The 25,959-nt window shown below is 72.7% G+C and carries 25 protein-coding genes and 1 pseudogene; 15 read left to right on the top strand and 11 right to left on the bottom strand.

Going from position 1 to position 25,959, the window contains the following annotated elements:
* Positions 1-122 precede the first annotated feature (122 nt).
* On the bottom strand, positions 123-1,169 hold the full coding sequence (locus tag AC07CM_RS21860; RefSeq protein ID WP_478878093.1) for a LacI family DNA-binding transcriptional regulator: 1,047 nt from the start codon (positions 1,167-1,169) through the stop codon (positions 123-125).
* 138 nt (positions 1,170-1,307) lie between these two features.
* Here AC07CM_RS21860 and AC07CM_RS21855 point away from each other — a divergent pair, with 138 nt between their 5' ends.
* Positions 1,308-1,970: a TetR/AcrR family transcriptional regulator gene (locus AC07CM_RS21855; RefSeq protein WP_478878092.1), complete on the top strand. Its 663-nt coding sequence runs from the start codon at positions 1,308-1,310 to the stop codon at positions 1,968-1,970.
* A gap of 29 nt (positions 1,971-1,999) precedes the next feature.
* The gene (locus tag AC07CM_RS21850) at positions 2,000-3,139 is read left to right on the top strand and encodes an FAD-dependent oxidoreductase (protein ID WP_478878091.1); all 1,140 of its coding nucleotides are present in this window, start codon (positions 2,000-2,002) and stop codon (positions 3,137-3,139) included.
* Between the two features lie 7 nt (positions 3,140-3,146).
* On the opposite strand, the gene AC07CM_RS21845 is transcribed toward AC07CM_RS21850, so the two are convergent.
* Entirely contained in the window at positions 3,147-3,827 is a 681-nt protein-coding gene (locus AC07CM_RS21845; RefSeq protein WP_478878090.1) for a TetR/AcrR family transcriptional regulator, read from the bottom strand.
* 103 nt (positions 3,828-3,930) lie between these two features.
* Here AC07CM_RS21845 and AC07CM_RS21840 point away from each other — a divergent pair, with 103 nt between their 5' ends.
* Positions 3,931-4,494: an NAD(P)H-dependent oxidoreductase gene (locus AC07CM_RS21840; RefSeq protein WP_478878089.1), complete on the top strand. Its 564-nt coding sequence runs from the start codon at positions 3,931-3,933 to the stop codon at positions 4,492-4,494.
* A 364-nt stretch (positions 4,495-4,858) separates the two neighbouring features.
* A complete protein-coding gene (locus AC07CM_RS21835) occupies positions 4,859-5,839 on the top strand; it encodes an alpha/beta hydrolase (RefSeq protein ID WP_478878088.1) in 981 nt (326 codons plus the stop codon).
* A gap of 37 nt (positions 5,840-5,876) precedes the next feature.
* On the opposite strand, the gene AC07CM_RS21830 is transcribed toward AC07CM_RS21835, so the two are convergent.
* The 3 genes from AC07CM_RS21830 to AC07CM_RS21820 all read right to left on the bottom strand — a co-directional run bounded on the left by AC07CM_RS21830 (position 5,877) and on the right by AC07CM_RS21820 (position 10,645).
* Positions 5,877-7,901, bottom strand: coding sequence for a TerD family protein (locus tag AC07CM_RS21830; protein WP_478878306.1), 2,025 nt, complete (start codon positions 7,899-7,901; stop codon positions 5,877-5,879).
* 156 nt (positions 7,902-8,057) lie between these two features.
* On the bottom strand, positions 8,058-8,549 hold the full coding sequence (locus AC07CM_RS21825; RefSeq protein ID WP_478878087.1) for a (2Fe-2S)-binding protein: 492 nt from the start codon (positions 8,547-8,549) through the stop codon (positions 8,058-8,060).
* 20 nt (positions 8,550-8,569) lie between these two features.
* Entirely contained in the window at positions 8,570-10,645 is a 2,076-nt protein-coding gene (locus AC07CM_RS21820) for a xanthine dehydrogenase family protein molybdopterin-binding subunit (protein ID WP_478878305.1), read from the bottom strand.
* A 340-nt stretch (positions 10,646-10,985) separates the two neighbouring features.
* Between AC07CM_RS21820 and AC07CM_RS21815 the strand changes: the two genes are divergently transcribed.
* From AC07CM_RS21815 to AC07CM_RS21805, 3 genes are all read left to right on the top strand, one after another.
* Positions 10,986-12,410 (top strand): amidase, encoded by a 1,425-nt coding sequence (locus AC07CM_RS21815; RefSeq protein ID WP_478878086.1) that lies wholly within the window; start codon positions 10,986-10,988, stop codon positions 12,408-12,410.
* A gap of 66 nt (positions 12,411-12,476) precedes the next feature.
* Positions 12,477-12,695 carry a hypothetical protein gene (locus AC07CM_RS21810; protein WP_478878085.1) on the top strand — a complete coding sequence of 73 codons (219 nt, stop codon included), beginning with the start codon at positions 12,477-12,479 and terminating at the stop codon, positions 12,693-12,695.
* 133 nt (positions 12,696-12,828) lie between these two features.
* The gene (locus AC07CM_RS21805; RefSeq protein WP_478878084.1) at positions 12,829-14,316 is read left to right on the top strand and encodes an SPFH domain-containing protein; all 1,488 of its coding nucleotides are present in this window, start codon (positions 12,829-12,831) and stop codon (positions 14,314-14,316) included.
* Between the two features lie 64 nt (positions 14,317-14,380).
* On the opposite strand, the gene AC07CM_RS21800 is transcribed toward AC07CM_RS21805, so the two are convergent.
* Positions 14,381-14,809, bottom strand: a complete 429-nt coding sequence (locus AC07CM_RS21800) for a hypothetical protein (protein WP_478878083.1) — start codon at positions 14,807-14,809, stop codon at positions 14,381-14,383.
* Positions 14,806-15,510, bottom strand: a complete 705-nt coding sequence (locus AC07CM_RS21795; protein ID WP_478878082.1) for a helix-turn-helix transcriptional regulator — start codon at positions 15,508-15,510, stop codon at positions 14,806-14,808. The genes AC07CM_RS21800 and AC07CM_RS21795 overlap by 4 nt, the downstream gene beginning before the upstream one ends.
* 88 nt (positions 15,511-15,598) lie before the next feature.
* On the opposite strand from AC07CM_RS21795, the gene AC07CM_RS21790 reads away from it, so the two are divergent.
* Complete coding sequence (locus AC07CM_RS21790) at positions 15,599-16,027, top strand: cupin domain-containing protein (RefSeq protein ID WP_478878081.1); 429 nt, start codon at positions 15,599-15,601, stop codon at positions 16,025-16,027.
* Between the two features lie 49 nt (positions 16,028-16,076).
* Positions 16,077-16,523, top strand: a complete 447-nt coding sequence (locus tag AC07CM_RS21785) for a type II toxin-antitoxin system PemK/MazF family toxin (protein ID WP_478878080.1) — start codon at positions 16,077-16,079, stop codon at positions 16,521-16,523.
* A 27-nt stretch (positions 16,524-16,550) separates the two neighbouring features.
* On the opposite strand, the gene AC07CM_RS21780 is transcribed toward AC07CM_RS21785, so the two are convergent.
* Positions 16,551-17,384: a TIGR02452 family protein gene (locus tag AC07CM_RS21780; protein WP_478878079.1), complete on the bottom strand. Its 834-nt coding sequence runs from the start codon at positions 17,382-17,384 to the stop codon at positions 16,551-16,553.
* A gap of 274 nt (positions 17,385-17,658) precedes the next feature.
* On the opposite strand from AC07CM_RS21780, the gene egtA reads away from it, so the two are divergent.
* From egtA to egtD, 4 genes are read left to right on the top strand one after another with little or no spacing between them, the layout of a single operon-like run.
* Complete coding sequence (egtA, locus tag AC07CM_RS21775; RefSeq protein ID WP_478878078.1) at positions 17,659-19,008, top strand: ergothioneine biosynthesis glutamate--cysteine ligase EgtA; 1,350 nt, start codon at positions 17,659-17,661, stop codon at positions 19,006-19,008.
* Positions 19,005-20,342, top strand: a complete 1,338-nt coding sequence (gene egtB / locus AC07CM_RS21770; RefSeq protein WP_478878077.1) for an ergothioneine biosynthesis protein EgtB — start codon at positions 19,005-19,007, stop codon at positions 20,340-20,342. Before egtA ends, egtB begins: the two co-directional genes overlap by 4 nt.
* Positions 20,342-21,157, top strand: coding sequence for an ergothioneine biosynthesis protein EgtC (egtC, locus tag AC07CM_RS21765; protein WP_478878076.1), 816 nt, complete (start codon positions 20,342-20,344; stop codon positions 21,155-21,157). Before egtB ends, egtC begins: the two co-directional genes overlap by 1 nt.
* Positions 21,154-22,116: an L-histidine N(alpha)-methyltransferase gene (gene egtD / locus AC07CM_RS21760; RefSeq protein ID WP_478878075.1), complete on the top strand. Its 963-nt coding sequence runs from the start codon at positions 21,154-21,156 to the stop codon at positions 22,114-22,116. The genes egtC and egtD overlap by 4 nt, the downstream gene beginning before the upstream one ends.
* A gap of 1 nt (position 22,117) precedes the next feature.
* Here egtD and AC07CM_RS21755 read toward each other — a convergent pair whose 3' ends face one another.
* On the bottom strand, positions 22,118-23,374 hold the full coding sequence (locus AC07CM_RS21755) for an extracellular solute-binding protein (RefSeq protein WP_478878074.1): 1,257 nt from the start codon (positions 23,372-23,374) through the stop codon (positions 22,118-22,120).
* 259 nt (positions 23,375-23,633) lie between these two features.
* Here AC07CM_RS21755 and AC07CM_RS21750 point away from each other — a divergent pair, with 259 nt between their 5' ends.
* A complete protein-coding gene (locus AC07CM_RS21750; RefSeq protein ID WP_478878073.1) occupies positions 23,634-23,849 on the top strand; it encodes a dodecin in 216 nt (71 codons plus the stop codon).
* A 7-nt stretch (positions 23,850-23,856) separates the two neighbouring features.
* On the opposite strand, the gene AC07CM_RS21745 is transcribed toward AC07CM_RS21750, so the two are convergent.
* Both AC07CM_RS21745 and AC07CM_RS21740 read right to left on the bottom strand, forming a co-directional pair.
* The gene (locus tag AC07CM_RS21745) at positions 23,857-24,348 is read right to left on the bottom strand and encodes a phosphatase domain-containing protein (protein ID WP_478878072.1); all 492 of its coding nucleotides are present in this window, start codon (positions 24,346-24,348) and stop codon (positions 23,857-23,859) included.
* Positions 24,349-24,413: 65 nt separating this feature from the next.
* Complete coding sequence (locus AC07CM_RS21740) at positions 24,414-25,112, bottom strand: transposase (protein WP_478878071.1); 699 nt, start codon at positions 25,110-25,112, stop codon at positions 24,414-24,416.
* A 211-nt stretch (positions 25,113-25,323) separates the two neighbouring features.
* On the opposite strand from AC07CM_RS21740, the pseudogene AC07CM_RS21735 reads away from it, so the two are divergent.
* A pseudogene (locus AC07CM_RS21735) lies at positions 25,324-25,959 on the top strand (hypothetical protein); the annotation flags it as partial.

The raw sequence follows: 25,959 nt of genomic DNA, 5'->3' as shown, positions 1-25,959 counted from the left end.
GGGGGGAGCAGGGCGGGGTGGGGCGCCAGGGGGGGGCTCTTTCGAGTAACCGCCGGCGGGGCTCCACCCCCCGGTCCCGGCACTCGTCTCCAATGGGCGCTGTGTTTCGGCGGGTTGCCGGGTCAGCTGGACTCGCGCCGCACGAGCGAGGCGCCCAGCACCCTGCGGACCTCGGGCTCGCCGCCGGGATCGCGCACCGCGTGGTCGACCAGTTCCGCGAGGTCGCGCCCGGAGGGCAGTTCGATGTGGACGGTGCTGAGCCGGGGCCGCAGCAGCCGGCCGAGCATCAGGTCGTCGGCGCCGACGACGGCGACGTCCTCGGGGATGCGCACGCCCTCGTCCTGCAGGGCGCGCATCAGCAGCATCGCGTACTCGTCGTTGTAGGCGAACACCGCGTCGAGGCCCGACTCCGGCCACTTGGAGGCCAGTTCGGCGGCTGCCTGCTCCGTGTACGCGAGCGGCAGCGGGGTCACCGTCGCGTCCGTGCCGCGCAGGGCCTCGCGCACCCCGGTGAGCCGGGGCCGCGAGAAGGCCTCCAGGCCCGGCTCCTCGGGTACGACGACGCCGATGCGGCGCCGGCCTCCGGCATGCAGATGGGCAGCCGCGCAGTGGCCGACCGCCTCGTGGTCCATGAGCAGGGCGTGCGCACCCTCGACGTGCTCGGGGCCGAGGGTCACCACGGCCCGGGCGCCGGACCGCTTGAGGACGGCGACGCCCTGCGGGCCGAGCCCCGTGCCCGGCACCAGGACGGCGACGGGACGCAACTCGGCCCAGGCTCGGGCGGCTTCGTCCCCCTGGAGGCCGACGGTGCCGTACTGCACGACCGTGTAGTCGAGGCGGCCGAGGTCCGACTGGAGTTCGCTGAGGAAACGGCTGTAGAGGGGGCCCACCGGGATGGTCGGGGCGGGCATCAGGACCATGCGGCTGTGTCCGGCGCGCAGGCTGCGGGCGGCCGCGTGGGGCACGTATCCCAGTTCCCGCGCGGCCTCGTGGACACGGCGGCGCGTCGGCTCGCTGATCCGTACGGCGCTGGTGTTGTTGAGGACGTAGGAGACGGTCGCGCGCGAGACGCCGGCCAGCCGGGCCACATCGGCACTCGTGGGCATGGAGTGCGATGCGGGCGCCACGGACGGGGGCGTGTTCGGTATCTGCACCATCACAGAACGCATCTTGGCAGAAGGGTGAGGGGCCCGAGCGGGCGGGGGATCGTGGTTCATCACTGAACGAAATCGACGGCTCACAGAATCGACGGCGAACACGTTCGTTTCGAACTTGTTCGCGACGAACATGTTCGTTACTGTGGAGGCATGACAGCATCCCCCCGCTCCCGTCGCGAACGCCCCGCCAAGCCCGCTCTCACCCGCGCGGGCATCGTCGCCGCCGCGGTGGCGATCCTGCGCGCGGAGGGCATGCGCAAGGTGACCATGCGACGGCTGGCGCAGGAGCTCGACACGGGTCCCGCCTCGCTCTACGTCTACGTCCGCAACACCGACGAGCTGCACGCGGCCGTCCTGGACGAGCTGCTCGGCACGATCGGGCCCGCCCCGGCCGAGGGCACCTGGCGGGAGCGGCTGGAGCAGGTGCTCACCGCCTGCACCCGGATGCTCCTGGAGCACCCGAGTCTCGCCCGCTCGGCGCTGACCGCCCGGCCGAGCGGCCCGCACTACCTGAACCTGATCGAGACGCTGCTGGCCCTGCTGGCCGAGGGCGGTGTGCCCCGCGAGCGTGCGGCGTGGGGCGTCGACCTGCTGCTGCAGCACGCCACCGCGACCGCCGCCGAGCACGCCGGGGAGGAGTCCGGGAGCGACTGGCAGGCCCTGGACCGTGCCCTGCGCGGGGCGTCCGAGGACACTCACCCGCACATCGCCGCCACCGCCGGCGACCTGCTGTCCGGTGCCCCCGAGGCCCGGCTGTCCTGGGCCTTCCAGGCACTGATCACCGGCATCGAGCGCACCGCCGTACCCGACTGATCCACCTCACGGCCTCAGGAGGCCCCACCATGACCCTTCCCCACCACGACATCGCCGTCATCGGCGCCGGACTCGGCGGGCTCGCGCTCGCCCGGGTGCTGCACGTGCACGGCATCGAGGCGGCCGTGTTCGACCTGGACGCCTCGCCGGCCGCGCGCACGCAGGGCGGCATGCTCGACATCCATGACGACTCCGGCCAGGAGGCGCTGCGCGCGGCCGGCCTGCACGAGGAGTTCCTGGCCCGGGTCCATGCGGGCGGCCAGGCCCTGCGGGTCCTCGACCAGGACGGTGCCGTCCGCCTGGAGGAGTCCGACGACGGCACCGGCGGGCGCCCGGAGATCGACCGCGGCGAGCTGCGCGACCTGCTGCTGGCCGCCCTGCCCGAGGGCACCGTGCGCTGGGGCGTGAAGGCGACCGGCGCGCGCCCGCTCGGCGACGGCCGGCACGAGGTGACGCTCGCGGACGGCAGCGCCTTCACCACCGCAGTGCTGGTCGGCGCGGACGGCGCCTGGTCCCGCGTCCGCCCGCTGCTCTCGGCCGCCGAACCGGCGTACACCGGCGTCTCGTTCGTCGAGGTGGACCTGCTGGACGCCGATGCGCGCCATCCCGGCAGCGCGCGGGTGGTCGGCGGCGGCATGCTGTTCGCGCTCGGTGCGGGCCGGGGCTTCCTCGCACACCGCGAGTCCGACGGCAGCCTGCACGTCTACGCCGCCGTCGAGGCGCCGGAGGACTGGCTGGACGGCATCGACTTCAGCGACACGGAGGCGGCCGCGGCGGCAGTGCTGAAGGAGTTCGACGGCTGGCACGAGAGCCTGCGGGCGCTGGTCGAGGACGCGGACGGCGCACTGGTGCCGCGGCGGATCCACGCCCTGCCGGTCGGGCACCGCTGGGACCGGGTCCCCGGGGTCACGCTGGTCGGCGACGCCGCGCACCTGATGTCCCCGTTCGCGGGCGAGGGCGCCAACCTCGCGCTGCTCGACGGCGCCGAACTGGGCCTCGCGCTCGCCGCGCACCCCGGGGACACCGAGGCCGCGCTGGCCGCCTACGAGGAGAGGCTGTTCCCGCGCGGCGAGGCGTCGGCCGCCGAGTCCGCGCGCGGCGGGGCGATGCTGTTCCGCGCCGACGCCCCGCAGGGCCTGCTCGACATGTTCGCCGCCCACGACGGCTGAACGGTTCTCAACGGGGCCGCTCCGTGCACGTCACACGGGCGACGAGGTCGATCCAGCCGGCCTCCAGCCGCTCCATGGGCATGCCGCACTGCCGGGTCAGATGGTGGATCAGGGCGGGGTCGAGCGACGCCATCAGGGTCTGCGAGAGCAGCTCGCAGTCGGCGTCCGGCACGATCCGCCGCAGCAGCATGGTGACGTGGGTGCGCAGCGCCCCGACCGCCGGATGGGAGAACCTGCGGTCCGGCTCCGGCTGGGCGGCCAGCTGCAGGTCCAGCTGCTCGGCCGAGCGGTAGAGCACCGCGACGCCGAACGCCCGCAGCCGGTCAAGGGCCGGCGCCCCGGGACCCAGCGGCGGCGGTCCGCCGAGGAAGTCGGCCTGCAGCTGCCTGCCCGAGTGGTCCAGCAGCGCCATCAGCAGCCCGGTGCGGTCGCCGAACCGGCGGAACACCGTGCCCTTGCCGACCTGGGCCGCCGCGGCCACCGCCTCCATCGTCACCCCGGCCACCCCGTGCTCCGCGATCAGCCGGGCGGCGGCCTCCAGCAGCCTGGCCCGGTTGCGGGCGGCGTCGGCGCGCAGGCACGGTTCCTCGGGAGCCGCGCCGACCTCCAGCAGCTGGGGCGTGTCGAGGGACTCCTGAGGTTTCGGGAAGGGCGGCAGGGCGCTGGACATGAAGACAGCGTAAAGCATCGGGAACAAAACTGGACCGCGGTCCGGTTACCCTGGTAGAAAATCTAAGCGGACCTCGGTCCGGATCGTAACGGCGATGTTTCAGCCCCCTTGGAGTACCCCCATGTCTGTTCGTATCCTCGCGCTCGTCGGCAGCCTCCGCTCCGGTTCGCACAACCGCCAGCTCGCCGAGGCGGCCGTGAAGCTCGCGCCCGAGGGCGCCGAGGTCGTGCTCTTCGAGGGCCTGGCCGAGGTTCCCTTCTACAACGAGGACATCGACGTCGAGGGCAGCGTCCCGGCCACCGCCGCCAAGCTGCGTGAGGCCGCCCAGGCCGCCGACGCGTTCCTGCTCTTCTCCCCCGAGTACAACGGCACCATCCCGGCCGTCCTGAAGAACGCCATCGACTGGCTGTCCCGCCCGTACGGCGCCGGCGCCTTCGGCGGCAAGCCCGTCGCCGTGATCGGCACCGCCTTCGGCCAGTACGGCGGCGTCTGGGCGCAGGACGACACCCGCAAGGCCGTGGGCATCGCCGGCGGCAAGGTGATCGAGGACATCAAGCTGTCGATCCCGGGCTCCGTGACCCGCTTCGCCGAGACCCACCCGGTCGACGACGCCGAGGTCGCCGCCCAGCTGACCGAGGTCGTCGCCCGCCTGCACGGCAACGTCGGCGAGACCGCGGCCGCCTGAGCCACAGCGACCCCGAAGGGGGCCGGAGCCCAGCCGGGCTCCGGCCCCCTTCCGCGTCCCGCTCGGTCGAGCCCGGCCGACCGCTCCACGCCCGGAGCCGCGAACCGCTCCCTCCGCTCGGAGGCCCGGCCCGGCCGCGGGACGGCCGCTCGCCCCGAGCTGCCCCACTTCCGCCGCGGCCCGCCACGGCGCCCCGGGTGAGGCGCGCCCGGCCCGGGGCACCCGCCATCCGGCGGACGGGTCTTGCCACCCGTCGGCCTCCGGGCTTCTCGGGGTAGGCGGATCATGGCCGTAAGGAGCCGCCGCCGGTCGCCGGCGCCGCCCGAGCGGTGACCCGAAGCGCATGAGTGAAGGTGAGGAAGCCATGGCCCCCAACCCTCCCCCGCCCCCGTTCGACCCGGAGCTCGCCGCCGCGCTGGAGCCGGTCAAGGACGTGATGTCGCCCGGGCTCGCGCCCGACGAGATCCCCACCGCCCGGCAGGGCGCGGGCGTCGAGCTGCTGGAACTGCTCGACCTCACGATGGGCGGGGCGTTCGAGGTGGAGGACCGTACGGTGCCGGGCCCACAGGGAGCCCCGGACATCTCCCTCCTCATCTGCCGCCCCACCGGCGCCGACCCCGCCACCCCGCTGCCGGTGATCTACCACGTCCACGGCGGCGGCATGGTCCTCGGCAACAACCGGGCCGGCGTGGACGGGCCGCTGGCCTGGGCGCGCGAGGTGGGCGCGGTCGTCGTGTCGGTGGAGTACCGCCTCGCGCCCGAAAACCCGCACCCGGCCCCGATCGACGACGTGTACGCCGGCCTGGTGTGGACGGCCGGACACGCGAAGGAGATCGGCGGCGCCCCGGACCGGATCGTGCTCGCGGGCACCAGCGCGGGCGGCGGCCTCACCGCCGCGCTCGCCCTCCTCCTGCGGGACCGCCAGGGGCCGCCGGTCATCGGTCAGCTCCTGATGTGCCCGATGCTCGACGACCGCAACGACACCTTCTCCAGCCACCAGATGGCGGGCGTCGGCGTCTGGGACCACACCGCCAACGAGACCGGCTGGACGGCACTGCTCGGCGAGCGCCGGGGCGGCCCCGACGTCTCCCCCTACGCCGCGCCCGCCCGCGCGAGGGACCTCTCCGGCCTGCCCCCGGCCTTCCTCGACGTCGGCTCCGCGGAGACCTTCCGGGACGAGGTCGTCGACTACGCCTCCCGCATCTGGCAGTCCGGCGGCGTGGCCGAACTCCACGTCTGGCCGGGCGGCTTCCACGGCTTCGACGCCTTCACCCCCCAGGCGTCCCTGTCCCGGGCGGCACGGGCGGCACGACTGGACTGGGTGAGGCGGTTGCTGGCGCGCTGAGCGGCCATCCGGCTGGGTGGCCGCCCGGCGAGGTGCCTCAGTCAGCCGGCGTCGGCTCCTTGGCCGGTGTCCGTCGGACAGGCGCCTGGTCGAGATGGACGAACACCTGCGCGTAGAAACGCTGCACGGCGTCGTCCACGCTGCGGATGAAGCCGGATTCGGCGTTGCCGCGACCGCTGCCCATGCCCTTGAACAGGGACAGGCGGAAACCGGTGATCCGGGGACCGCCGGCCTTCGGCAGCAGGTCCGCCGGTTCGGGACGAAGGCGTTCCAGTGTGCCGCGCGGGCCACCCGTCTCGTCCTCCACCAGCGTTTCGATGTGCAGGTCGGCGGGCGCTTCGGACAGGCGCCGGACGAGCCGTTTGACCCACGTGAGCGGGTACCCCTGTTCGGGCGCCTGGATCTCCATGGCAACACGCAACTTGCCCGTGCGGAGGTCCGCGCCGACCGCGAGCACCCCAGGGGTGCCCTCGATGCGCAGTTCGGCCAGCAGCCTTCCCTCGAGGCACAGTTGGTCGGCCTGTGCGGTGCGGCGTTCCCTGGGATCACGGCCTCGCTTCCCTCTCTGCACGGGCAGGACCTTCCGGCCGAGTTCACCGCCGAGGCGTAGGCACACCTGACGGATCAGCCGCTCCCAGCTCTCCACCACCTCGAGCGCCCGGGGGTCTCCCTGGCACAGCGTCTCGTCATCGATGCCGTTGCGCACGGGGACCCATGCGGGCCCCATGTTCTGGAAGCCATGGCAGCCGGAGTTCTCATGCTGCAGGTACTGCAGCAGTTCCTGGAGCAGCCAGGCGTGCGCCGCGTTGCCGACTCCCTCATGCCGGATCAGAACCTGGGCCTGGTAGGCGACTTCCGCCCAGGACAGGTGCCGGAGCGCCACCTTGTGCTTGCGCCGCCCGTCGATCCTGACCTCGACCAGCTGGCTGCCTTCCAGCTCGACGTCGTTGGACAGCGTGATCACGGCCTCGTAGCCGCGGCGCGCTGCAATGTCCATGTACGCCTGCACCTGCTCGGCCCTGAGGGCGTTGCCGTTCGTCTTCGTCTCCACCAGGGCCGTCCACAACTTGCCGGCCCGCTCGACCCGGATGACTCCGTCGGGACGCCGCGGTGAGTCTCCGTGAGGCAGAGAAACCTCGGTGAACGACTCCATTCGGCCGGCCGGCGCTCCGAAGGCGGCGGTCAGCCTCCTGCCGAACTCGGGCACCTGAGCCATCACCGACAGCAGCACCGAGGTCGCGCGCATCTCACGGTCCCGGTCGCTCTTGAGGGCCGAGACGGGGAAGAGCCTCGCCTCCCTCCAGGACTCGTTCTCGGCGAGGGACTTCCTGGTCGTCTTCGGCAGCGTGATCTTTTTCTTGGCTGTACGAGGCCGCGCCGTCCGCCTGGCCGATTCGGTCTCGTCCTCCGACCGGCGAGGAGAGGGGACCGCGTTCAACACCGGCCCGGCCTCCACCGCGGGCACGCCATCGGCCGCCGACTGTTCCTCTCCGTCCGGTTCGTCCAGTGCGGACCCGGACGCCGCGTCGTCCTCGATGTCGACACCGAAGTCCGTCGCGAGGCCCGCAAGGCCCTCGGCGTAACCCTGCCCGACCGCGCGGAACTTCCACTCTCCGTCGCGGCGATACAGCTCGCCGAAGATGACCGCGCTCACCGAGTCGACGTCATCGATCGCGAACCGGAGGAGCCCCTCACCTGTCGCGTCGGACAACGTGAGGGTCAGGTCCTCCAGTTCTCCGAAGCGGGCGTCGCCGTACCGACTCGCGGCGACCACCATCCTGTCGACGTCTTCCGGGACCGCGGTCAGGTCGAACCCGATGCGGTCCTCGTCACCGCCGTCCGTCGGTGCCTTGCCCAGCAGTTGCACACTTCCGTCGGCTGCGACGGGGTTGTTGTAGAAGTAGAAGTCGGCGTCGCTTCGGACCTTCCCGTCCGGGCCCAGCAACAGCACCGACACGTCGGCGTCACCTTCGCCGCTCGGACTGATCCAGCGCAGCCCGACGATCACCGAACCCACGCTCTCGCTCAGGGTCGACAGCGTCACGTTCGACCCCTTCACCATCTCACGCACTAATCCCCCCGGATCTGCCGCGGTGTCCCTGTGTGCCCAGGAGGTGCCGGCTACCTGATGAGCACCTCCCTGTGACGTGGCACACAAGAGATAACTGTAACCTCCATGGAACCCTCACACGGGCCGGACGCCGGAACGAGCGGTCCGTCAGCCCCTGTGGGGCCCCGGCTTCCCCGAGCCCTCGGCCCCGCTCTCCGCCGCCTTCTTGATCGCCTCCCGGATGCGCGCGTACGTGCCGCAGCGGCAGATGTTCTCGATGGCGTCGATGTCGGTGTCCGTGGGGTGGGGGGTGCGTTCGAGGAGGGCTGCGGCGGCCATGATCTGGCCCGGCTGGCAGAAGCCGCACTGGGCCACGTCGCAGGCCAGCCAGGCCTGTTGGACGGGGTGGAGGGTGTCGCCGTCGGCGAGGCCCTCGATGGTGGTGACGGCGCGGTTCGCGCAGTCGGCGAGCGGAACCACGCAGGGCTGGATCTCGGCGCCGTCCAGGTGGCTGGTGCAGGCGCGGCACACGCCCACTCCGCAGCCGTACTTGGGACCGGTGACGCCGAGGAGGTCGCGCAGGACCCACAGCAGGGGCATGTCGCCGGGGGCCTGTACGGTCACCGGTCTGCCGTTGAGGGTGAAGGAGTACGAACGCATGGGTGCCTTCGGGTCGTCGGTCAGAACGTGAGCGGGAAACTGCGGGGTACGGTGCCGGTCGCGCGGGCGTAGGCGTTGGCGACCGCTCCCGATGCCGCCGGGACACCGAGTTCGCCGGCGCCGCCCGGTTCCCCGGTCGAGGGGAGGATGTGGGCCTCGAAGACCAGCGGGGCGTTGCGCTGGCGGGCGTAGCGGAAGTCGGCGAAGCTGCCCTCGCGTACGGCGCCCCGGTCGATGTGCAGACCCGCCTGCAGGACCACGGAGATTCCGTCGGTCGCGGCGCCCATCAACTGGGCCTCCAGGCCTCGGGGGTTGACGGCGGTGCCGACGTCGGCGGCCATCACCACCTTGGTCACCCGGGGGTTCTTCGGGTCCCTCGCGTCGATCTCGGCGAGGCAGGCCACGCGGGAGCCGTACTCCTCGTGCACGGCGACACCCTGGGCGGTGCCGTCGGGCATCGGGCGGCCCCACTCACCAGCGCTCGCCACCTTGTCGAGGACCGTCCTGACCGCCTTGCTCCGCAGGGTGGTCCGGCGGAAGGCCACCGGGTCCTGGCCGAGGCTGCGGGCGATCTCGTCCACGACGATCTCCTGCGCGGTGCGCACGGTCCCGGAGTCCACCGAGCGCCAGGCGCCGAGCGGCACGGCCAGCTCGATGCCGCCCGAATCGCCGGACACCCGGCCGAAGTTGTACAGGCCCGAGCCGCTGGGCAGCGGAGCGGACGCCAGCACTCCGCCCTGCGGGGACAGGCCCGTGTCGTCGTACGACTCCGACACCGAGGCCGTCATCTGCTCGAAGGCCACCACCCGGCCCCCCGCCACGCTGGCCCGGATCCGGTGGTGGTCGGCGGGACGCATGCGACTGTGCCGTATGTCGTCGCCACGGCTCCACATCAGCTTCACCGGGCGGCGGGCCGCCTTGGAGACGAGCGCCGCCTCGATCGCCGCGTCGAAGTTCAGCCGGCGGCCGAACGAACCGCCGGCGCGCACGACATGGACCCGGACCGCCGACGGGCGCAGTCCGACCGCCGCGGCGACGGCGTCCCGCGCCTCCATGGGGGTCTGGGAGGAGAACCACAGTTCCGCGCGGTCGGCCCGGACGTCCGCCACCGCCGTGAGCACCTCCATCGGGGCATGGCTGACGAAGGCGAACGCGAACTCGCCGGACACCTGCGTCGAACCGTGCGGCGGCGCGCCGAACCGGGGCACGGCGGCCTTCAGCCGGGCGCGTATCCGGTCGTCCGACAGCCCGGCGAGCGGACCCGGCGCCCAGGTGAGGCGCAGGGCGTCCCGGGCGCGGAAGGCGTGGTGGAACGTGTCCGCGACGACGGCGACCCCGCCGGGCAGCCGGACGACCGCGTGGACGCCCGGCAGGGCGCGGGCGGCCCGGTCGTCGACCGAGACGAGCCTGCCCCGGATCGTCGGCGGCCGGGCCACCACCGTGGGCTTGGCGCCGGCGACCGCCAGGTCCCCGGCGTACTTCGCGCGTCCGGTGACGATGTCCCGCGCGTCGATCCTGGTCGTCGGCCGGCCGACCACCCGGTGCCGGGAGGCCGGCTTGGGCCGGCTGGACACGGAGGGGTGGCGGATCCGGGAGGCGCTCTCGGTCAGCGAGCCGAAGGTGGCGGTGCGCCCGTCCGGGGCGACGACCATGGTGTCCCGGGTGCGCAGGGACCAGGCGGGCAGGCGCCAGTGGCGGGCGGCCGCGGTCACCAGCCTGGCCCGGGCTGTGGCGGCGAGCTGCCGGGCCGGGCCGTACAGCGAACTCACCGAACTGGACCCGCCGGTGTACTGGTTGCCCTTGGTGCGGGCGTCGGCGAGCGGGATGCGGACGTCGGCGAGGCGGGCGTCCAGCTCCTCGGCGATCATCATGGCCACGGCGGTGGTGATGCCCTGGCCGACCTCGGCCCGAGGGAGTCGTACGACCACGTGGTTGTCCGCCGTGACCTCGAGGACCAGCATCTCCTCGTCGGTGCCGGTGACCAGGACGCCGGAGCCCGGCTCCGTGCGGACGGGCTCGGCGCCTTCCGCGGGCGAGGTGGTGCAGGCGAGCGGCGCCGCGACCGTCAGGGTGGTCGCGGCCACCGTGTACACGATGAATCTGCGGCGGGACGGGCCTGCCGAGGGCGGGGGCTCGGTGCGGTCCAAACGGGGGCTCCTGTCGGCGCGTGGGGCGGGCAGGGCACGGCACGAGGGGGCGGCGCGTGTCCCGGTACGGCTCACTCGACAGATAGGAGGGGCACGGTTCCGCGCCGGTTGCCTGACGGATCCGTTCCCTCTCTTCGCCCACTACGACGTGCCGGGGGCACGACCCGGTCATAGGATCGACGGCGCCGCATACAACTTGACTGGATGTCGCCTGTGCGAAACCTGTACGACCCCGGCCACCCGGAGGTTACCGTTCGGTAGACAGTGTGCTCCCGGAGGTGCTTCGCCCATGACGCCAGACCGTGCCGCAGGCCTAGCGGAGTCCGTCCGCGCGCTCGCCGACGGGGAGGTGACCTCCCGCGCGCTGGTGGAGCAGGCCCTGGCCCGGATCGAGGCCACCCAGCCGACCCTGAACGCCTTCCGGGTCGTACGCGCCGAGGCGGCGCTCGCCGAAGCGGACGCCGCCGACCGGGAGTTGGCCGGCGGGGCGCGGCTCCCGCTGCTCGGGGTGCCGGTGGCGGTGAAGGACGACATGGACGTGGCGGGCGAGCCGACCGCGTTCGGCTGCCGCGGCGACTTTCCGCCGGTCGCACAGGACGGGGAGGCGGTACGGCGGCTGCGGGCGGCCGGTGCCGTGATCGTCGGCAAGACGAACACCTGCGAGCTGGGGCAGTGGCCGTTCACCGAGGGCCCGGCGTTCGGGGAGACCCGCAACCCCTGGCACACCGGCCACACCCCGGGCGGCTCCTCCGGGGGCTCGGCGGCGGCCGTGGCCGCCGGCCTGGTCCCGGCCGCGCTCGGCTCGGACGGCGCCGGCTCGGTGCGGATCCCGGCCTCCTGGACCCATCTGATCGGCATCAAGCCGCAACGCGGACGCATCTCCACCTGGCCGCGCGGCGAGTCCTTCCACGGCATCACCGTCAACGGCACGCTCGCCCGTACGGTCGCCGACGCGGCCCTGCTGCTGGACGCGGCCGGCGGCAACCACGACCGGGACCCGCACCGGCCGCCGGCGCTCACGGTGTCGGAGGCGGTCGGCCGCGACCCCGGCCGGCTGCGCATCGCCCTGTCCCTGAAGCCGCCGTTCACGGCGGTGCCCGCCCGGCTGCGCCCGGACGTCCGGGCCCGGATCCTCGAACTGGCGGAGAGGCTGAGCGCGTTGGGGCACCGTGTCGAGGAGGCTGACCCGCCCTACGGCCAGATCGGGCTGACCTTCGTACCGCGCGCCACCGCCGGTATCGCCGACTGGGTCCGCGAGGCCCCGGACCCGGCCCTGCTCGACCCGCGCACGCGGGACGCGGCCCGGCTGGGCCGGCTGCTCGGCGGGGCCCCGCTGCGTGCGGCCCGGCGCGCGGAGGCCGTCCTGCACCGCCGGATCGGCGCGTTCTTCGGGTCGTACGACGTGGTCCTCGCCCCGACGACGGCCGCTCCCCCGCCCGCGATCGGCGCCCTGTACCGGCTCGGCGGTCTGGCCACCGACCGCGCCATGATCGCCGCCTGTCCGTACGCCTGGCCGTGGAACGTCCTCGGCTGGCCCGGCGTCAACGTCCCCGCCGGCTTCGTGGGCGAGGGCCTGCCGGTGGGCGCTCAGTTGCTCGGACCGGCCAACAGCGAGCCGCTGCTGGTTTCCCTCGCCGCCCAACTGGAGGCGGAGCTGCGCTGGCACGAACTGTGGCCGCCGCGCGGGGCGGACCTGGATTCCGCGGTGGCGTGAGGGCGAAGCCGCCGAAGGCAGTTCAGCAGCGGCGGCAGGAGCCCGTTCCGCCCGTACCCTGTGACCATGGACGATGCGTCGATGGTCGGGCTCGTGGGGCGGGTGACGGGGACGATCGGGCCCGGGCTGGTCGGCGAGGTGATCGTCCGGGTGCGCGGCGGCGCGGAGCACTTCCTCGCCTACGCGGCGGACGCCGCCTCCCGGATCGAGCGGGGCACGGTGGTGATGGTGGTGGAGTACCTGCCGCCGAGGACGGTGTACGTCACCGCCGCATACGACAGTTGAGCGCGCTCCGCTCCAGGTGAGGGGCGGAGGCGTCAAGATTGCAACAAGGATCCGCCGACGTCTTCTCGGCGGGTTGCGGCAGGCGCACACTCCCTTCGTTCGGTGCCGGACGGGCACCATGCAAAGGGGGCGAATGCCGATGGTCGTCGGCGTCGTTGCGGGGGCGGTCGTCGTTGCCGTCCTTGTTCTGATCGGTCTGTTCAAGATGATGTGGCGGGTCGCCGAACCGAACGAGGCGCTCATCATCTCCGGGTCCAAGCACCGCACCGAGGGGCTCGAGGAGGGCATGGGATTCCGCATCGTCACCGGGCGCGGCACTCTGGTGCTGCCCGGTGTGCAGGCGGTGCGCAAGCTCTCCCTGGACCTGAACGAGACCGAGTTGCAGGTGGACTGCGTCACCCACCAGGGCATTCCGCTGAAGGTACGGGGCGTGGTCATCTTCAAGGTGGGCGACGACTTCGTGTCGGTGGCCAACGCGGCCCGCCGTTTCCTGGACCAGCAGAAGCTGATGTCGGAGCGGGTGCACAACGTCTTCGCCGGTCATCTCCGGTCCATCGTGGGCGGTTTGACGGTCGAGGACATGATCCGCGACCGGGAGAAGCTGACCGGGCAGACGCGGGCGGCCTGCGGTACGGAGATGGAGAAGCTCGGCCTGATCGTCGACTCGCTGCAGATCCACGAGATCGAGGACCCGACGGGGTACATCCAGAACCTGGCGGCCCCGCACGCGGCGGCGGTGCAGCGGGACGCGCGCATCGCGCAGGCGGAGGCGAATCGTCTCGCCACCGAGGCCGAGCAGCAGTCGTTCGCCCGGATGGCGCAGGCCACCCGGGACAGCGAGATCCTGCAGGCCGGCTATCAGGCCGAGCGGGACAAGGCGGGGGCGAAGGCCCGGCAGGCCGGTCCGCTCGCCGACGCGGCCGCCCGGCAGGAGGTGGTGGTCCAGGAGACGCGGGTCGCCGAGTTGGAGGCGCACCGCAGGGAACAGCAGTTGCAGGCGGACGTCCGCAAGCCGGCCGACGCCCGGGCCTACGAGAAGCGGACGCTGGCCGAGGCCGAGCGCGACGCGCGGATCTCGGGGGCACAGGCCAAGGCGAAGGAGACGGAGCTCGCGGCGGCGGCCGAGGCGACCCGGGTCAAGACGGCCGCGGGTGCCGAGGCCGAGGCCACCAAGACGCGGGGTGCGGCCACGGCCTCGGCGACCCGGGCCACCGGTGAGGCGGAGGCCGCGGCCGCGCAGGCCAAGGGGCTCGCCGAGGCCGAGGCGACCAGGGCCAGGGGTCTGGCGGAGGCCGAGGCCATCAAGGCGCGGGCCGCCGCCCTCGCCGAGAACCAGGAGGCGGTCGTCGCCCAGCAGCTCGCCGAGAACTGGCCGGAGATCGTCCGGGCCGGCGCGTCCGCCTTCGGCAACGTGGACAACATGGTGCTGCTCAACGGCGCCGACGGCATGGCCGAGTTGTTCGCCAAGGCGCTCACCATGGGCGGCGCCGGCCTCGGCCTGGCCCGTCAGCTGCTCGCGTCGATGAACCAGAACGGACAGCCGCCGAAGGGTACTTCACCGCCCCTCAACGGTGTCCCGGCTCCCGCGTCACAGAACGTACCGCTGGAAGAGGAGAGCTAGCAGACGGTGCCGGGACCCCCACGGGGGCCTCGGCCGCCGTCGCCCACGGCGGTCGCGGGCGCCGTCAGACGGTGGTCAGGCCGATGCCCAGGGCGATCAGGGCCACGACCTTCACGGTCTCCAGGGCCACGTACCAGAGGTGGCTGCGGGACCGGGGCAGCTCCTCCCCCGCGAGGACGCGGTCGGACCTGCGGTTGAGGTGGGGGCGGACGACGGCCAGCTGGGCGAGGAGCAGTGCGGCCACGACCGCGGCCAGCGCGGTGATCCCGGACGGCGCTCCGCCCGCGGCGACGGCGACGACCGCCACCGCGGCCAGGGCGGCCTCGACTGCGTTCAGGGCCCGGAACACCAGTCGGCCGATGCCCAGCCCGATGGGGATGGTCACGCCCGGCGCGCGGAACTTCAGCGGCGCCTCCAGGAAGGAGATCGCCAGCACCATGCCGAGCCAGACGAAGGTGATCGCGCTCGCGATGCCGGCCGACGTGGGGTTCATCGGTGGGATGCCCTTCCGGTCCGTGGTTCGGCGTGTGCCACGGCCAAGTGGGCCAGGCAGGAGTCGGGTTCGGCGAACGGCTCGAGTCCGGTCGCCGTCAGCGGGGCACCGAGCTCGGCCAGCGCGCCCTGCATCAGACCCAGATGGAGCGGACACACCAACGAGCCGTGCTCCTCGGCGAGTTCGAGGAAGGGACAGTGCCCGAGTCGGATGTGGCGCGGTGGTGTGCCCGCCTCGTCCGCTCCTTCCGGCCGCGGCGCGAAGCCCAGGTCGTCCAGCAGGGCGACGAGCCGCGTCGCCGAGCGCGCTGCGGTCGGCCGCTCGTACGGCGGCAGGGGCTCCACCAGGAAGCGGCCCCAGGCGCGCCCCGTCTCCATGGCCTCGGCCCGCGCCTCGGCCGGGTCGGCGGAGGTCCACCGGCTGAGCAGGATCCTCGCCAGGAGCCGGTAGCCGCGTGTGCCGCCCCGGTCCATGCCGGGGCGCGCTGTGTAGACCGTGCGGGGCCGGCCGACACCCGAGGGCGCCTCGGCACCGCGCTCGACGAGCCCCTCCGCGACGAGTGCGTCCAGGTGGAAGCGCACGGTGTTGGGGTGGACGCCGATCCGCTCGGCCGCCTCGGCGACGCCGAGTGGCCCCGGGGCGGCCCGGAGTACGTCCAGCACCTTCCGGCGCCGCGGACTCTCCCGCGTGGGCACTCCCATCACCCCTCCCACCTGCGCGTATTTTTCACAGATCCTACATGTAGTAATTGTAGAGTGGGCAGCAGAGGCCGAGCAGCGAGGGGCACCGATGACGTCGTCGTCCGCGATCCACACCGGGTCGTCCGGGGATACGGGCGCGGATCCGCTGGTTCTGTGCGACACTCACGCGCTGGCCGAGGCCCCGCCGGTGCCGGCCGGCGTGCTGTGGAAGCTGACCGAGAGCGGACGCCAGCTGGACGCCAACGTCATCCGGCTCGCCCCGGGCGACCGCATCTCGTCCCACTGCGAGCCGCACCTGGATGTGCTGCTCCTCGTCGTCTCCGGGGACGGCGTGCTCGGCAAGGGCCCCGCGGAGGAACCCGAGGCGCTCACCGAGGGCACCCTGCTCTGGCTGCCGCACGGCTCGACGCGCAGTATCACCGCCGGGGAGCGGGGCCTCGCCTACCTGACCGTGCACCGCCGCCGCCCCGGCATGCGGATCCAGTCGCGCGCGGACGCCGCACCGCCGCAATCCTGAGCCGGCGGGCGCCCGTTGCGCGCTGCGACCCGACCACTAGGGTGCCTGCGTGAGCACGTACACCGATGAGAACGTTCCGGGCCGTCATGGCCCCCACGCCACCACCGAGGCCGACCCGCGCGAGGTCGGCAGGGTGCGCACCGAGTACTCCCCCGCCCACGACGGCGATCCGGACCCCGGGGAGATCGTCTGGACCTGGGTGCCCTTCGAGGAGAACGACGGCCGCGGCAAGGACCGTCCGGTGCTGGTCGTCGCCCGGGAGGCGGCGGGCACCTTCCTCGCCGTGCAGCTGTCCAGCAAGCGGCACGACGGCAACCGGGAGTGGGTGGCGATCGGCAGCGGCCCCTGGGACCGGTCGGACCGTGACTCGTGGGTGGACGTGGACCGCGTACTGCGGTTGCACGAGTCGGGCATGCGCCGGGAGGCCTGCGCGCTCGACCGGATGCGCTTCAACCTGGTCCGGCAGCGGCTCCACGAGCGGTACGGCTGGACCTGACGGGCCCCGAGGGCCGTCTGACGATCCCTACCGCGTGACTGGACGCGCGCCCTCCGGGAAAGCCCGCGCGAAGGCCTCCCGAACCGTCGATCCCGGCGTGCGGTCCAGGATGCCGAACACCACGTTTTCGAACGTCCGAGCGAACCGGCCGCCGGGCCCGAGCAGGGCCCGGAAGGCGCTCGCGACCTCCGCCGGGTCGTTCTGGAAGACGCCGCAGCCCCAGGCGCCGAGCACCAGCCGCCGGTAGCCCTGGGCGGCGGCGGTCTCCAGCACCCGCTCGGCCCGCCGGGCCAGGGCCACGGGCAGTTCATCGGCGCGCTCGGGTGCGGTACGCCGTACGACCCCCGCGTTGGGGGCGGCGGCCGTCAGGAATCCGGCCAGGTACGGCTCCGGCAGCAGTCGGCCGCGGTCGTCGCGGAACACCGGCACGGCGGGCGTGTGGATCACCCGGTCCGTGTAGAGCGGGTCGCGGTGGGCGCGGTGGTGGTCGTAGAACTCGCGGGCCCGCAGCAGGCAGGTGTACAGCGCCGAGGCGCGGCACAGGGCCTCCTCCTGGGCCTGGGCGCCGTTCAGGTAGCCACCGCCGGGATTGCGGGCCGAGGCGAAGTTCAGGACGGCGACCGGCTCGTCGGCCAGCCGGCGGGCGGCTTCCAGGCTGCTCTCGCCCGTGACCTCGAAGGACGGCTCCGTGGCCGAGGCCGGGGACACCGGCACCGGCTCGGGTCCGTACATCCGCGTGCCCGCCCGGGCGGCCTCGATCGCCGCCGCCAGGGACACCTCCCGTCCGTCCGCCGGCCGGTACGACCCGGCCGCCACGATCCGCTCGGTTCCGGTCGCGATTTCGCGCAGGCGCGCGCTCATGGCGCCACCCCCGTGGGCGCCACGACCGCGGCCTGCGCGTCATCCCCCGTCGTGCTCATGCACGCATCCTGGGTGATGCTGGGATGCGGTGCAACGGAGTTTCCCGGCTCCGGAACGGTCCGGGAACACGCAAGGAAACGGAGATTACCGATCCGGAACGTCCCGATGGGCACCCTTGTGCGATTCCGTGCGAGGGTCTTGGGTGGGACGAGTGCCTGCCCGGCCGACCTGTGGCCGGGCCGGTGGCATGGTGGAATCTCAGGAGGATCCCGACATGTCCGACTCAGCAAGTGATTGTGGCGACTGTACGGAGCACCGCACCGCCGTCACCGAAGCCGAGGTGGAGGCCCTGGTCCGGGGCATCTGCTTCAAGACCGGCCCGCCCCGCACGCTCGGGGTCGAAGTGGAGTGGCTCGTCCACGAGCTGCGGCTGCCGCAGCTCCCGGTGACACCCGAACGACTCGAAGCGGCCTACGCCACCCTGCGGACCGCGCCCCTGCGGTCGCCGCTGACCATCGAACCCGGCGGCCAGTTGGAACTGAGCTCGCCGCCCGCCGCCTCCCTGATGGAGTGCATAGACACCGTCTCGGCCGACCTGGACACCGTCCGCGCGGTCCTCGCCGAGGACGACCTGGGGCTCGTCGGTGTCGGCCACGACCCCTGGCACGCACCCCGCCGGTTCCTGCGCGAACCGCGCTACGACGCCATGGAGGCCTGTCTCGACCGCACCGGCACGGCCGGCCGGCACATGATGTGCACGTCGGCCTCCGTCCAGGTGTGCGTGGACGCCGGTCACGAGGAACCCGGGCCGCTCGGACACGAGCGGCGCTGGTGGCTGGCCCACCACCTGGGCGCGGTGCTCGTGGCCGCGTTCGCGAACTCCCCGCTGGTCGGCCGGGAACCCACGGGCTGGGTCTCCACCCGGCAGCTGCTGTGGACGGAGATCGGCGCCGGCCGCGCGGGCGCTCCCCCGGCGGACGGGGATCCGCGGGCCGCCTGGGCCCGGCACGTACTGGACGCCCCGGTGATGTGCGTCCGCCGCGACGGCGGGCCCTGGGACGTGCCCGAGGGCCTGACCTTCCGTGAGTGGACCCGCTCGCGGGCACCCCGGCCGCCCACCCGGGCGGATCTCGACTACCACCTGACCACCCTGTTCCCGCCGGTCCGGCCGCGCGGCCACCTGGAGCTGCGCATGATCGACGCGCAGCCCGGCGAGGACGGATGGATCGTGCCGCTCGCGGTGACCGCGGCGCTGTTCGACGACCCGGAGGCCGCCGAGGCCGCGCACCAGGCGGTGAAACCCCTGGTGGAGCGGTCCCTGAACCTGCCCGCCCCGCACAACCCGCTGTGGATCGACGCGGCCCGGCAGGGGCTCGCCGATCCCGAGCTGCGCGAGGCCGCCGTCGCCTGTTTCGCGGCGGCGCTCGAGGCACTGCCCAGGCTCGGCGCCACCCCCGCGGTCGTCGGCGCCGTGACGGCGTACCTGAACCGCTATGTCGTCCGGGGCCGCTGCCCGGCCGACGACCTGCTGGACCACCTGCGCGGCACGGACCCGCCCCGGTCCCGACCGCGCTCGGCCGGGGGCACCCGCTCTGCCCACGGGAGGAAGGACATCCGCACATGACCGCCCCCGAGACCGACGTCACGACGACCGAGCCGGACGCCGAGGCGCTCCGCGATCGTGCGCTCGCCTCGCTCACCACCGCACGCGCCCGCACCACACTGCTGACCAGCTGCGTGGAGGAGCCGGACCTCACCGCACAGCACTCCCCGCTGATGTCGCCACTGGTGTGGGACCTCGCGCACATCGGCAACCAGGAGGAGCTGTGGCTGCTGCGGGCGGTCGGCGGCCGGGAGGCGATGCGGCCCGAGATCGACGGCCTGTACGACGCCTTCGAGCACCCGCGTGCCGAGCGGCCCTCGCTGCCGCTGCTGCCGCCGGCCGAGGCCCGGGGCTACGCGGCCGAGGTGCGCGACCGGGCCCTGGATCTGCTGGCGGCCGCGGACTTCCACGGCACCCGGCTGACCGAGGCCGGGTTCGCCTTCGGGATGATCGCGCAGCACGAACAGCAGCACGACGAGACGATGCTGATCACCCATCAGCTCCGAAGGGGCCCCCAGGCACTGACCGCTCCCGACCCCGAACCGGTCCCGCTGTTCACCGGCCCGGCCGAAGTCCTCGTACCCGGGGGCCCGTTCACCATGGGAACCGCCACCGAGCCCTGGGCGCTGGACAACGAACGCCCGGCGCACGCGGTGGACGTGGCACCGTTCTGGATCGACACCACCCCGGTGACGAACGCCGCGTACCGGGCATTCATCGAGGACGGCGGCTACGACACCGAGCGCTGGTGGACGCCGGAGGGCTGGACGCACATCAAGCGGAACTCGGTCACTGCCCCGCTGTTCTGGCGCCGGGACGGCGGCCAGTGGCTCAGGCGCCGTTTCGGGGTCACCGAAGCGGTGCCGCCCGACGAGCCGGTGCTGCACGTGTGCTGGTACGAGGCCGACGCCTACGCCCGCTGGGCCGGTCGCCGGCTGCCCACCGAGGCCGAGTGGGAGAAGGCGGCACGGCACGACCCGGCCACCGGCCGCTCGACCCGCTACCCGTGGGGCGACGCCGACCCGGCGCCCGAGCACGCCAACCTGGGCCAGCGGCACCTCAGGCCCGCCCCCGCCGGCAGCTACCCGGCCGGTGAATCGCCGCTCGGGGTACGGCAGTTGATCGGGGACGTGTGGGAGTGGACGGCGAGCGACTTCCTGCCGTACCCGGGGTTCCGGGCATTCCCGTACAAGGAGTACTCGGAGGTCTTCTTCGGCTCCGAGCACAAGGTGCTGCGCGGCGGTTCGTTCGCCGTGGACCCGGTGGCCTGCCGGGGCACCTTCCGCAACTGGGACTACCCGATCCGGCGGCAGATCTTCTCCGGGTTCCGCACGGCCCGCTCGGAGACCGTCTGATGTGCCGTCACCTGGCTTACCTGGGCCCCGAGGAACCGCTCGGCCGGCTCCTCGTGGAGCCCGCGCACAGCCTGTACCGGCAGTCGTGGGCGCCTCGGCGGCAGCGGTACGGCACGGTCAACGCGGACGGTTTCGGGGTGGGTTGGTACGCCCCGGACGATCCGGTGCCGGCCCGCTACCGGCGGGCCGGTCCGATCTGGGCGGACCTGTCCTTCGCCGACCTGGCCCGGGTCGTGCGCTCGGGTGCCGTGCTCGCCGCGGTGCGCGACGCGACCCTCGCGGGCGCGGACGCCGAGGCCGCGGCGGCGCCCTTCGCCGCCGGGCGGTGGCTGTTCAGCCACAACGGCGCGATCGCGGGCTGGCCGGACGTGGCGGCGCCCCTGGCGTCCGCCCTGCCCCCGATCGACCTGCTGTCGCTGCAGGCGCGCACCGACTCGGCGTTCGTGTGGGCGCTGGTCCTGCACCGGCTGCGCACCGGTGCCGACCTCGACCGGGCCCTCGGTGAGCCGGTCCGCCTGCTGGCCGAGGCGGCTCCCGCCTCCCGGCTGAACCTGCTGCTCACCGACGGCGACACCATCGCCGCCACCGCCTGGGGCGACAGCCTCTGGTACCGCACGGAGCCCGGCCTCGCCACGGTCGTCGCCTCCGAGCCGTACGACGACGATCCGCTCTGGCAGGAGGTCCCCGACCGCACCGTGCTCACGGCGAGCCGCGCAGGAGTGCTGCTCGCCCCGCTCGAGGACCCGGCGTCCTCCCCCACTCCCGACTCCGCTCGAGCGGGGGCGCCCCCATCACCGAAGGAGCCCTGTACGTGAGTCCCCTGCACGTCACCCGCACCCTCCCCGAGGACGCGACGGACGCCGCGCTGCGCGCCGACGTCCTGCACGGCCTCACCGTCAACCCCAAGTCACTGCCGCCGAAGTGGTTCTACGACGCCGCGGGCAGCGAGCTGTTCGAACAGATCACGGAACTGCCCGAGTACTACCCGACGCGGGCCGAGCGCGAGATCCTCGCCGTCCGGTCCGGTGAGATCGCCGCCGCCAGCGGCGCCCGCACCCTGATCGAGCTGGGTTCGGGCTCCTCGGAGAAGACCCGCCTCCTGATCGACGCGCTCACCTCACTGGAGGCGTACGTTCCCGTCGACGTCAGCGAGAGCGCACTCACCCAGGCCGGGCAGGCGCTCATCGAGGAGCGCCCCGGGCTCGAGGTGCACGCGCTGATCGCCGACTTCACCGCCCCGATGTCCCTGCCCGAGACGCCCGGGCCGCGGCTGCTGGCCTTCCTCGGCGGCACGATCGGCAACCTGCTGCCCGCCGAGCGGGAGAAGTTCCTGGCCGCCGCGCGCGCCCTGCTCGCACCGGGCGACGGGCTGCTGCTCGGCACGGACCTGGTCAAGGACGAGCGGGTGCTGGTCCGGGCGTACGACGACGCGGACGGGGTGACGGCCGCCTTCAACAAGAACGTCCTGGCCGTCGTGAACCGCGAGCTGGGCGCCGACTTCGACCCCGGCGCCTTCGACCACGTGGCGCTGTGGGACGCGGAGCGGGAGTGGATCGAGATGCGGCTGCGCTCCCGCACCGCGCAGACCGTCAAGGTGCCGGCGCTGGACCTCGCCGTGCACTTCGCGGCGGGCGAGGAACTGCGCACCGAGGTGTCGGCGAAGTTCCGCAAGGACGGAGTGACCGCGGAACTCGCCGCCTCGGGACTGGAGTTGACCAACTGGTGGACGGACGCCGAGGGCCGCTTCGCGCTGTCGCTGAGCGTGGTGCGCTGAGTCAGCCGAGGTCGGTGGCGAGGGCTTCGGTGATTTTGCGGGAGGCCCGGCGGGCCTCGGTCGCCGGGTCCGCGCCACCGAGCACCTTGGTCATGTACCCCTTGATCGGGTTGTCGGCCTCGACGTCGGCCCACTGAGGAGTGTTGGGGGTCGCCCGGCCGTGTGCGGCGCCCGCCGCCATGGCGGCGACCCCCTCCTCCCCCGCGACCGCGGACGCCAGAGTGGTCTTGTTGGGCACGTAGTTCATGGTGCGGGCGAGTTCGGTGTCCCACTTGGCGCCGGTCAGCGCTCCGATGACGGCGGTCGCGGCGAACTGGTCGTCGGTGTTGCGCGGGACGACGAGGTCGGAGCCGCCGGTGAAGACCGTACCGGGCCGGGCGGCGGTCTTTCCGGGCACCGGGAAGAAGCCGAGCTTGCCCTCGAGGCCGGGGTTCTGCTGCACGATCGACTGGGCGAGCCCCGGTACGGCGACGATCTGCGCGACCTTGCCGCCGGCGAACACCTTGGCCTGGGGCGGGTGTTCCTCGTCCGAGTCCACGGGTCCCTGTCCGAGCGCCTGGAGCCGTCGGTAGAAGTCCATGCCGCGCAGCGCGGCCGGCGTGTCCAGGGTGCCCCGCCAGTCGTAGTCCTTCTGCTCGGCCAGTTCGCCGCCCTCGTCCCAGATGAAGCCGGAGAGCGTGTACCAGTCCTGGCCGGCGAGGTAGATCCCCTGGTCGCCTCCGGAGTTGAGCTTCTCGGTGTCGGTCAGCCACTGGTCGCGGGTCTTCGGCGGGGTGGTGACGCCGGCCTGCTCGAAGAGGTCCTTGCGGTAGATGACGACCCGGTTGGCCGCGTACCAGGGCACACCGTACTGGGCGTTGCCGTCCTTGCCGGGTTCGGCGAGGCCGGGCAGCCAGTGCTCCTTGCCCCAGTCGCGCATCGACTCCAGCGTCAGGTCGGCGAGGCGGCCGTCGTCGACGTACAGCGGGACCTGGGTGTTGCCCACCTCGATGACGTCGGGCGTGTCCTTGGGGTCGCTCCTGAGCGCCTTGCGGACCTTCTCGACGATGCCGGTCCACTCCTGGATGCGGATGTCGAGGCGCAGGTCGTCGTGGGTGCGTTCGAAGTCCTCGGTGAAGCGCCGCAGGAACTCCTTGGAGGCGCTGTCCTTCATCAGCCACACGGTGACGGTGTGCCGGTCGTGTCCGCCCGGCAGGAGGCCGCAGGCGCCGGCGAGGGAGCCGGTGACACAGAGGAGGGCGATCAGACGACGTCTCACGAGGGGTCCTGTTCTGTCTGGCATGGGCGGTGCGGACAGGGAAGGTGGCCCGGCGTGGGGGGGCGAGCGGGGGCTCGTACGGGTGTACGGGATTTTGGTATGGACCAATGCGTAGGTCAAGCGCTACTTCGGGTACGCGGGCGACGCCTCGCGCGCCGGGCGCGGATACGGCACGGTGGAGTACGGCGTGACATACCGGTCACGAGGGACGTGAGGCACGGGCGGACACGCCCGGCCGCACGGCGGAAGGAGCACCCGCATGACTGACCACACCTACCGGGTCACCGAGATCGTCGGCACCTCGCACGAGGGCATCGACCAGGCCATCCGCAACGGCATCGCACGTGCCGACCAGACCCTGCGCAACCTGGACTGGTTCGAGGTGACACAGGTGCGCGGCCAGATCGAGAACGGGCGCATCGAGCACTACCAGGTGGGCCTGAAGGTGGGCTTCCGCATCGAGGACGGCGAGTAGGAGAGGCTCAGGTCCGGCCCTCGCGCTCCTGCGCGTCCTCCAGCGCGGCGGACTTGGCGGCCCAGCGGGCCCGCACCACGGTGAAACCGGCGCGTTCGGCGTCGTCGCACACGAGTTCGTCGTCGTCGACGAGGACGTGGACCGCGCGGTCCCGGGCGACCCGGCGCAGGGTCTCCAGCTTGGTGAACCTGGCGGGTCTGCGGTCGGCGTCTCGGCGCATGTGGACGCGCCCCTCGGGCAGTCCGTGAGCGGCGAGCCAGTCCAGAGTGTCGCGGCGGCACCGCTCGGGCCGCCCGGTGAGGTACACGATCTCGCATGCCCTGGCCGTCTCCAGGGCGAGCGTCACCCCTTCGGCGAGCGGCGGGTCCGCGGGAGCGGCCGCGAAGAACCCGTCCCAGTCGCGCGGCCTGTTCTCCAGGAAGTGCTGCCGGTGGGCGGTGTCGGCCAGGGTGTTGTCGAGGTCGAACACGGCGACCGGGCGCCCGCTGCTGTCTGCCACAGGGCCACCCTAAGAGCTATCACGTAGTGCGGACCGGGACGTGCGTCCCGCGAGAGATACTTGGTTTACCGGATGTCGAGCTTGAGGTTGTGGAGTGCGGCGACGCCGGCGAGGGTGTGGTTGATGACCTCGCCGCGGCGCCTGCATTGGCGGAGGATCTGGTGGTCTTTGAGCCGGGCGATGGTGTGTTCTGCGACGGCACGGCGCCTACGGAATCGGCGGTGGTTGCGGTCTTTGATGATGCGGCCGTCGGGCCCGCGGCGAGGTGTCCGGACACGGTCGCATCCGCGGTAGCCGCCGTCACCGGACAACCGGCGATGGTCGCTCGGCAGCGTCTTCTGGAGGGTTTCACGGAAGACGACTACATCGTTGCGGTTGCCCGGCCACGCCTTCCCGACGGCGACGATGCGGCGGTCCCGTGCCCGGCAGACGATCTGCACATTCACACTCCGCCGGTAATTTTTGCTCTTCGCAGTGTGCTGCTGGTCGTGGACGGGGATGAGGGTGCCGTCGACGACGCACAATTTTCGCCGGTCGGTGGGCGGTGGTCCGAGGAGTTCGGCGAGCGGTCCTGCGAGCCGGATCATGACTCGGTGGGCAGCCGCGTGGGATATGCCGAACAGGGATCCGAGTTGTTGCATGGTGAGGTTGGTCCGGTAGGCGAGGACGACGAGTAGCACCCGGTCGGTGTACGGCAGCGCCCAGGGCCGGCCCCGGCCCAAGTCCGGTGCGAGTTCCCACAGCCGCCCGACGAGGTGCTGCATTTGCGGCCCGTTCAGACCAGTCCAGGCACGAAGGTCGACCGCGGAACAACGGGCAAGACGCAGGCACATGAAGGCCATCGTAGAGACCGAAGTTCCGTCGCATCGTGGGGCGTTGTCAGTGGGGTCTTGTAGCTTTGGTGTTGGTTGCCGCACTGACGAAGTCACGGACAGGTTGCGGTTGTTGCTACGTCAAAAGGGGGGCTGGCCATCGATGGACGCAGAGCTGTCCGAACCCGTGCCCGCCTCCGACGACGCACCGCTTGCCGCCCGCCGGTTCCGTGGCAAGAACAAGAAGAAGCGCTGGTCGCGGGACGCGGACACTGAGCTTGCGGTGATCCGCCTCCCGCTCGATGTCCACGACCCCGCGATCCGGCACCGGACCGAGAATCTGTTCTCGGCGATGTGGTCGGTGAAACGCGCCCTGCAGCGGGATGCCCGGGCTGCGGTCGACGCGTACTGGGCTGGGGATGTCCGCCGTGAGGTGGATGCGAAAGCGTGGCGGCTGGAGCTCGGGCTGTCCCGGGAGGGCATGGAACGGCGCGCCTACCGGCACATGGAAAACTCCCAGCATCTCGCCCATCACGTCACCAAAGCGCTGGTGATGCACCAGGCGGACGAGGTCTTCGAGACGGCAGTCAGTCGGCACCTGTTCCCGGACTCTTCCGGCCGGAGGCACGGCCAGCCGAAGACTGGCCTCTGGTGGGACTACACCCGGATCCCCGGCCGTGCCCGCTCCCACACCACTGCCCGCAAGTGGGAGACGTTCCGGCTGCACGGCACCCTGGCCGGGCACCTCGATGCCTACCGGCACCGCAGCCTCGACCCTGCGGTCACCACCCCGGAACAG

Source organism: Streptomyces sp. NPDC044061, assembly GCF_056434305.1.
The sequence above is the reverse complement of the archived record's forward strand: the minus strand, read 5'-3'. Positions and strand labels throughout refer to the sequence as shown.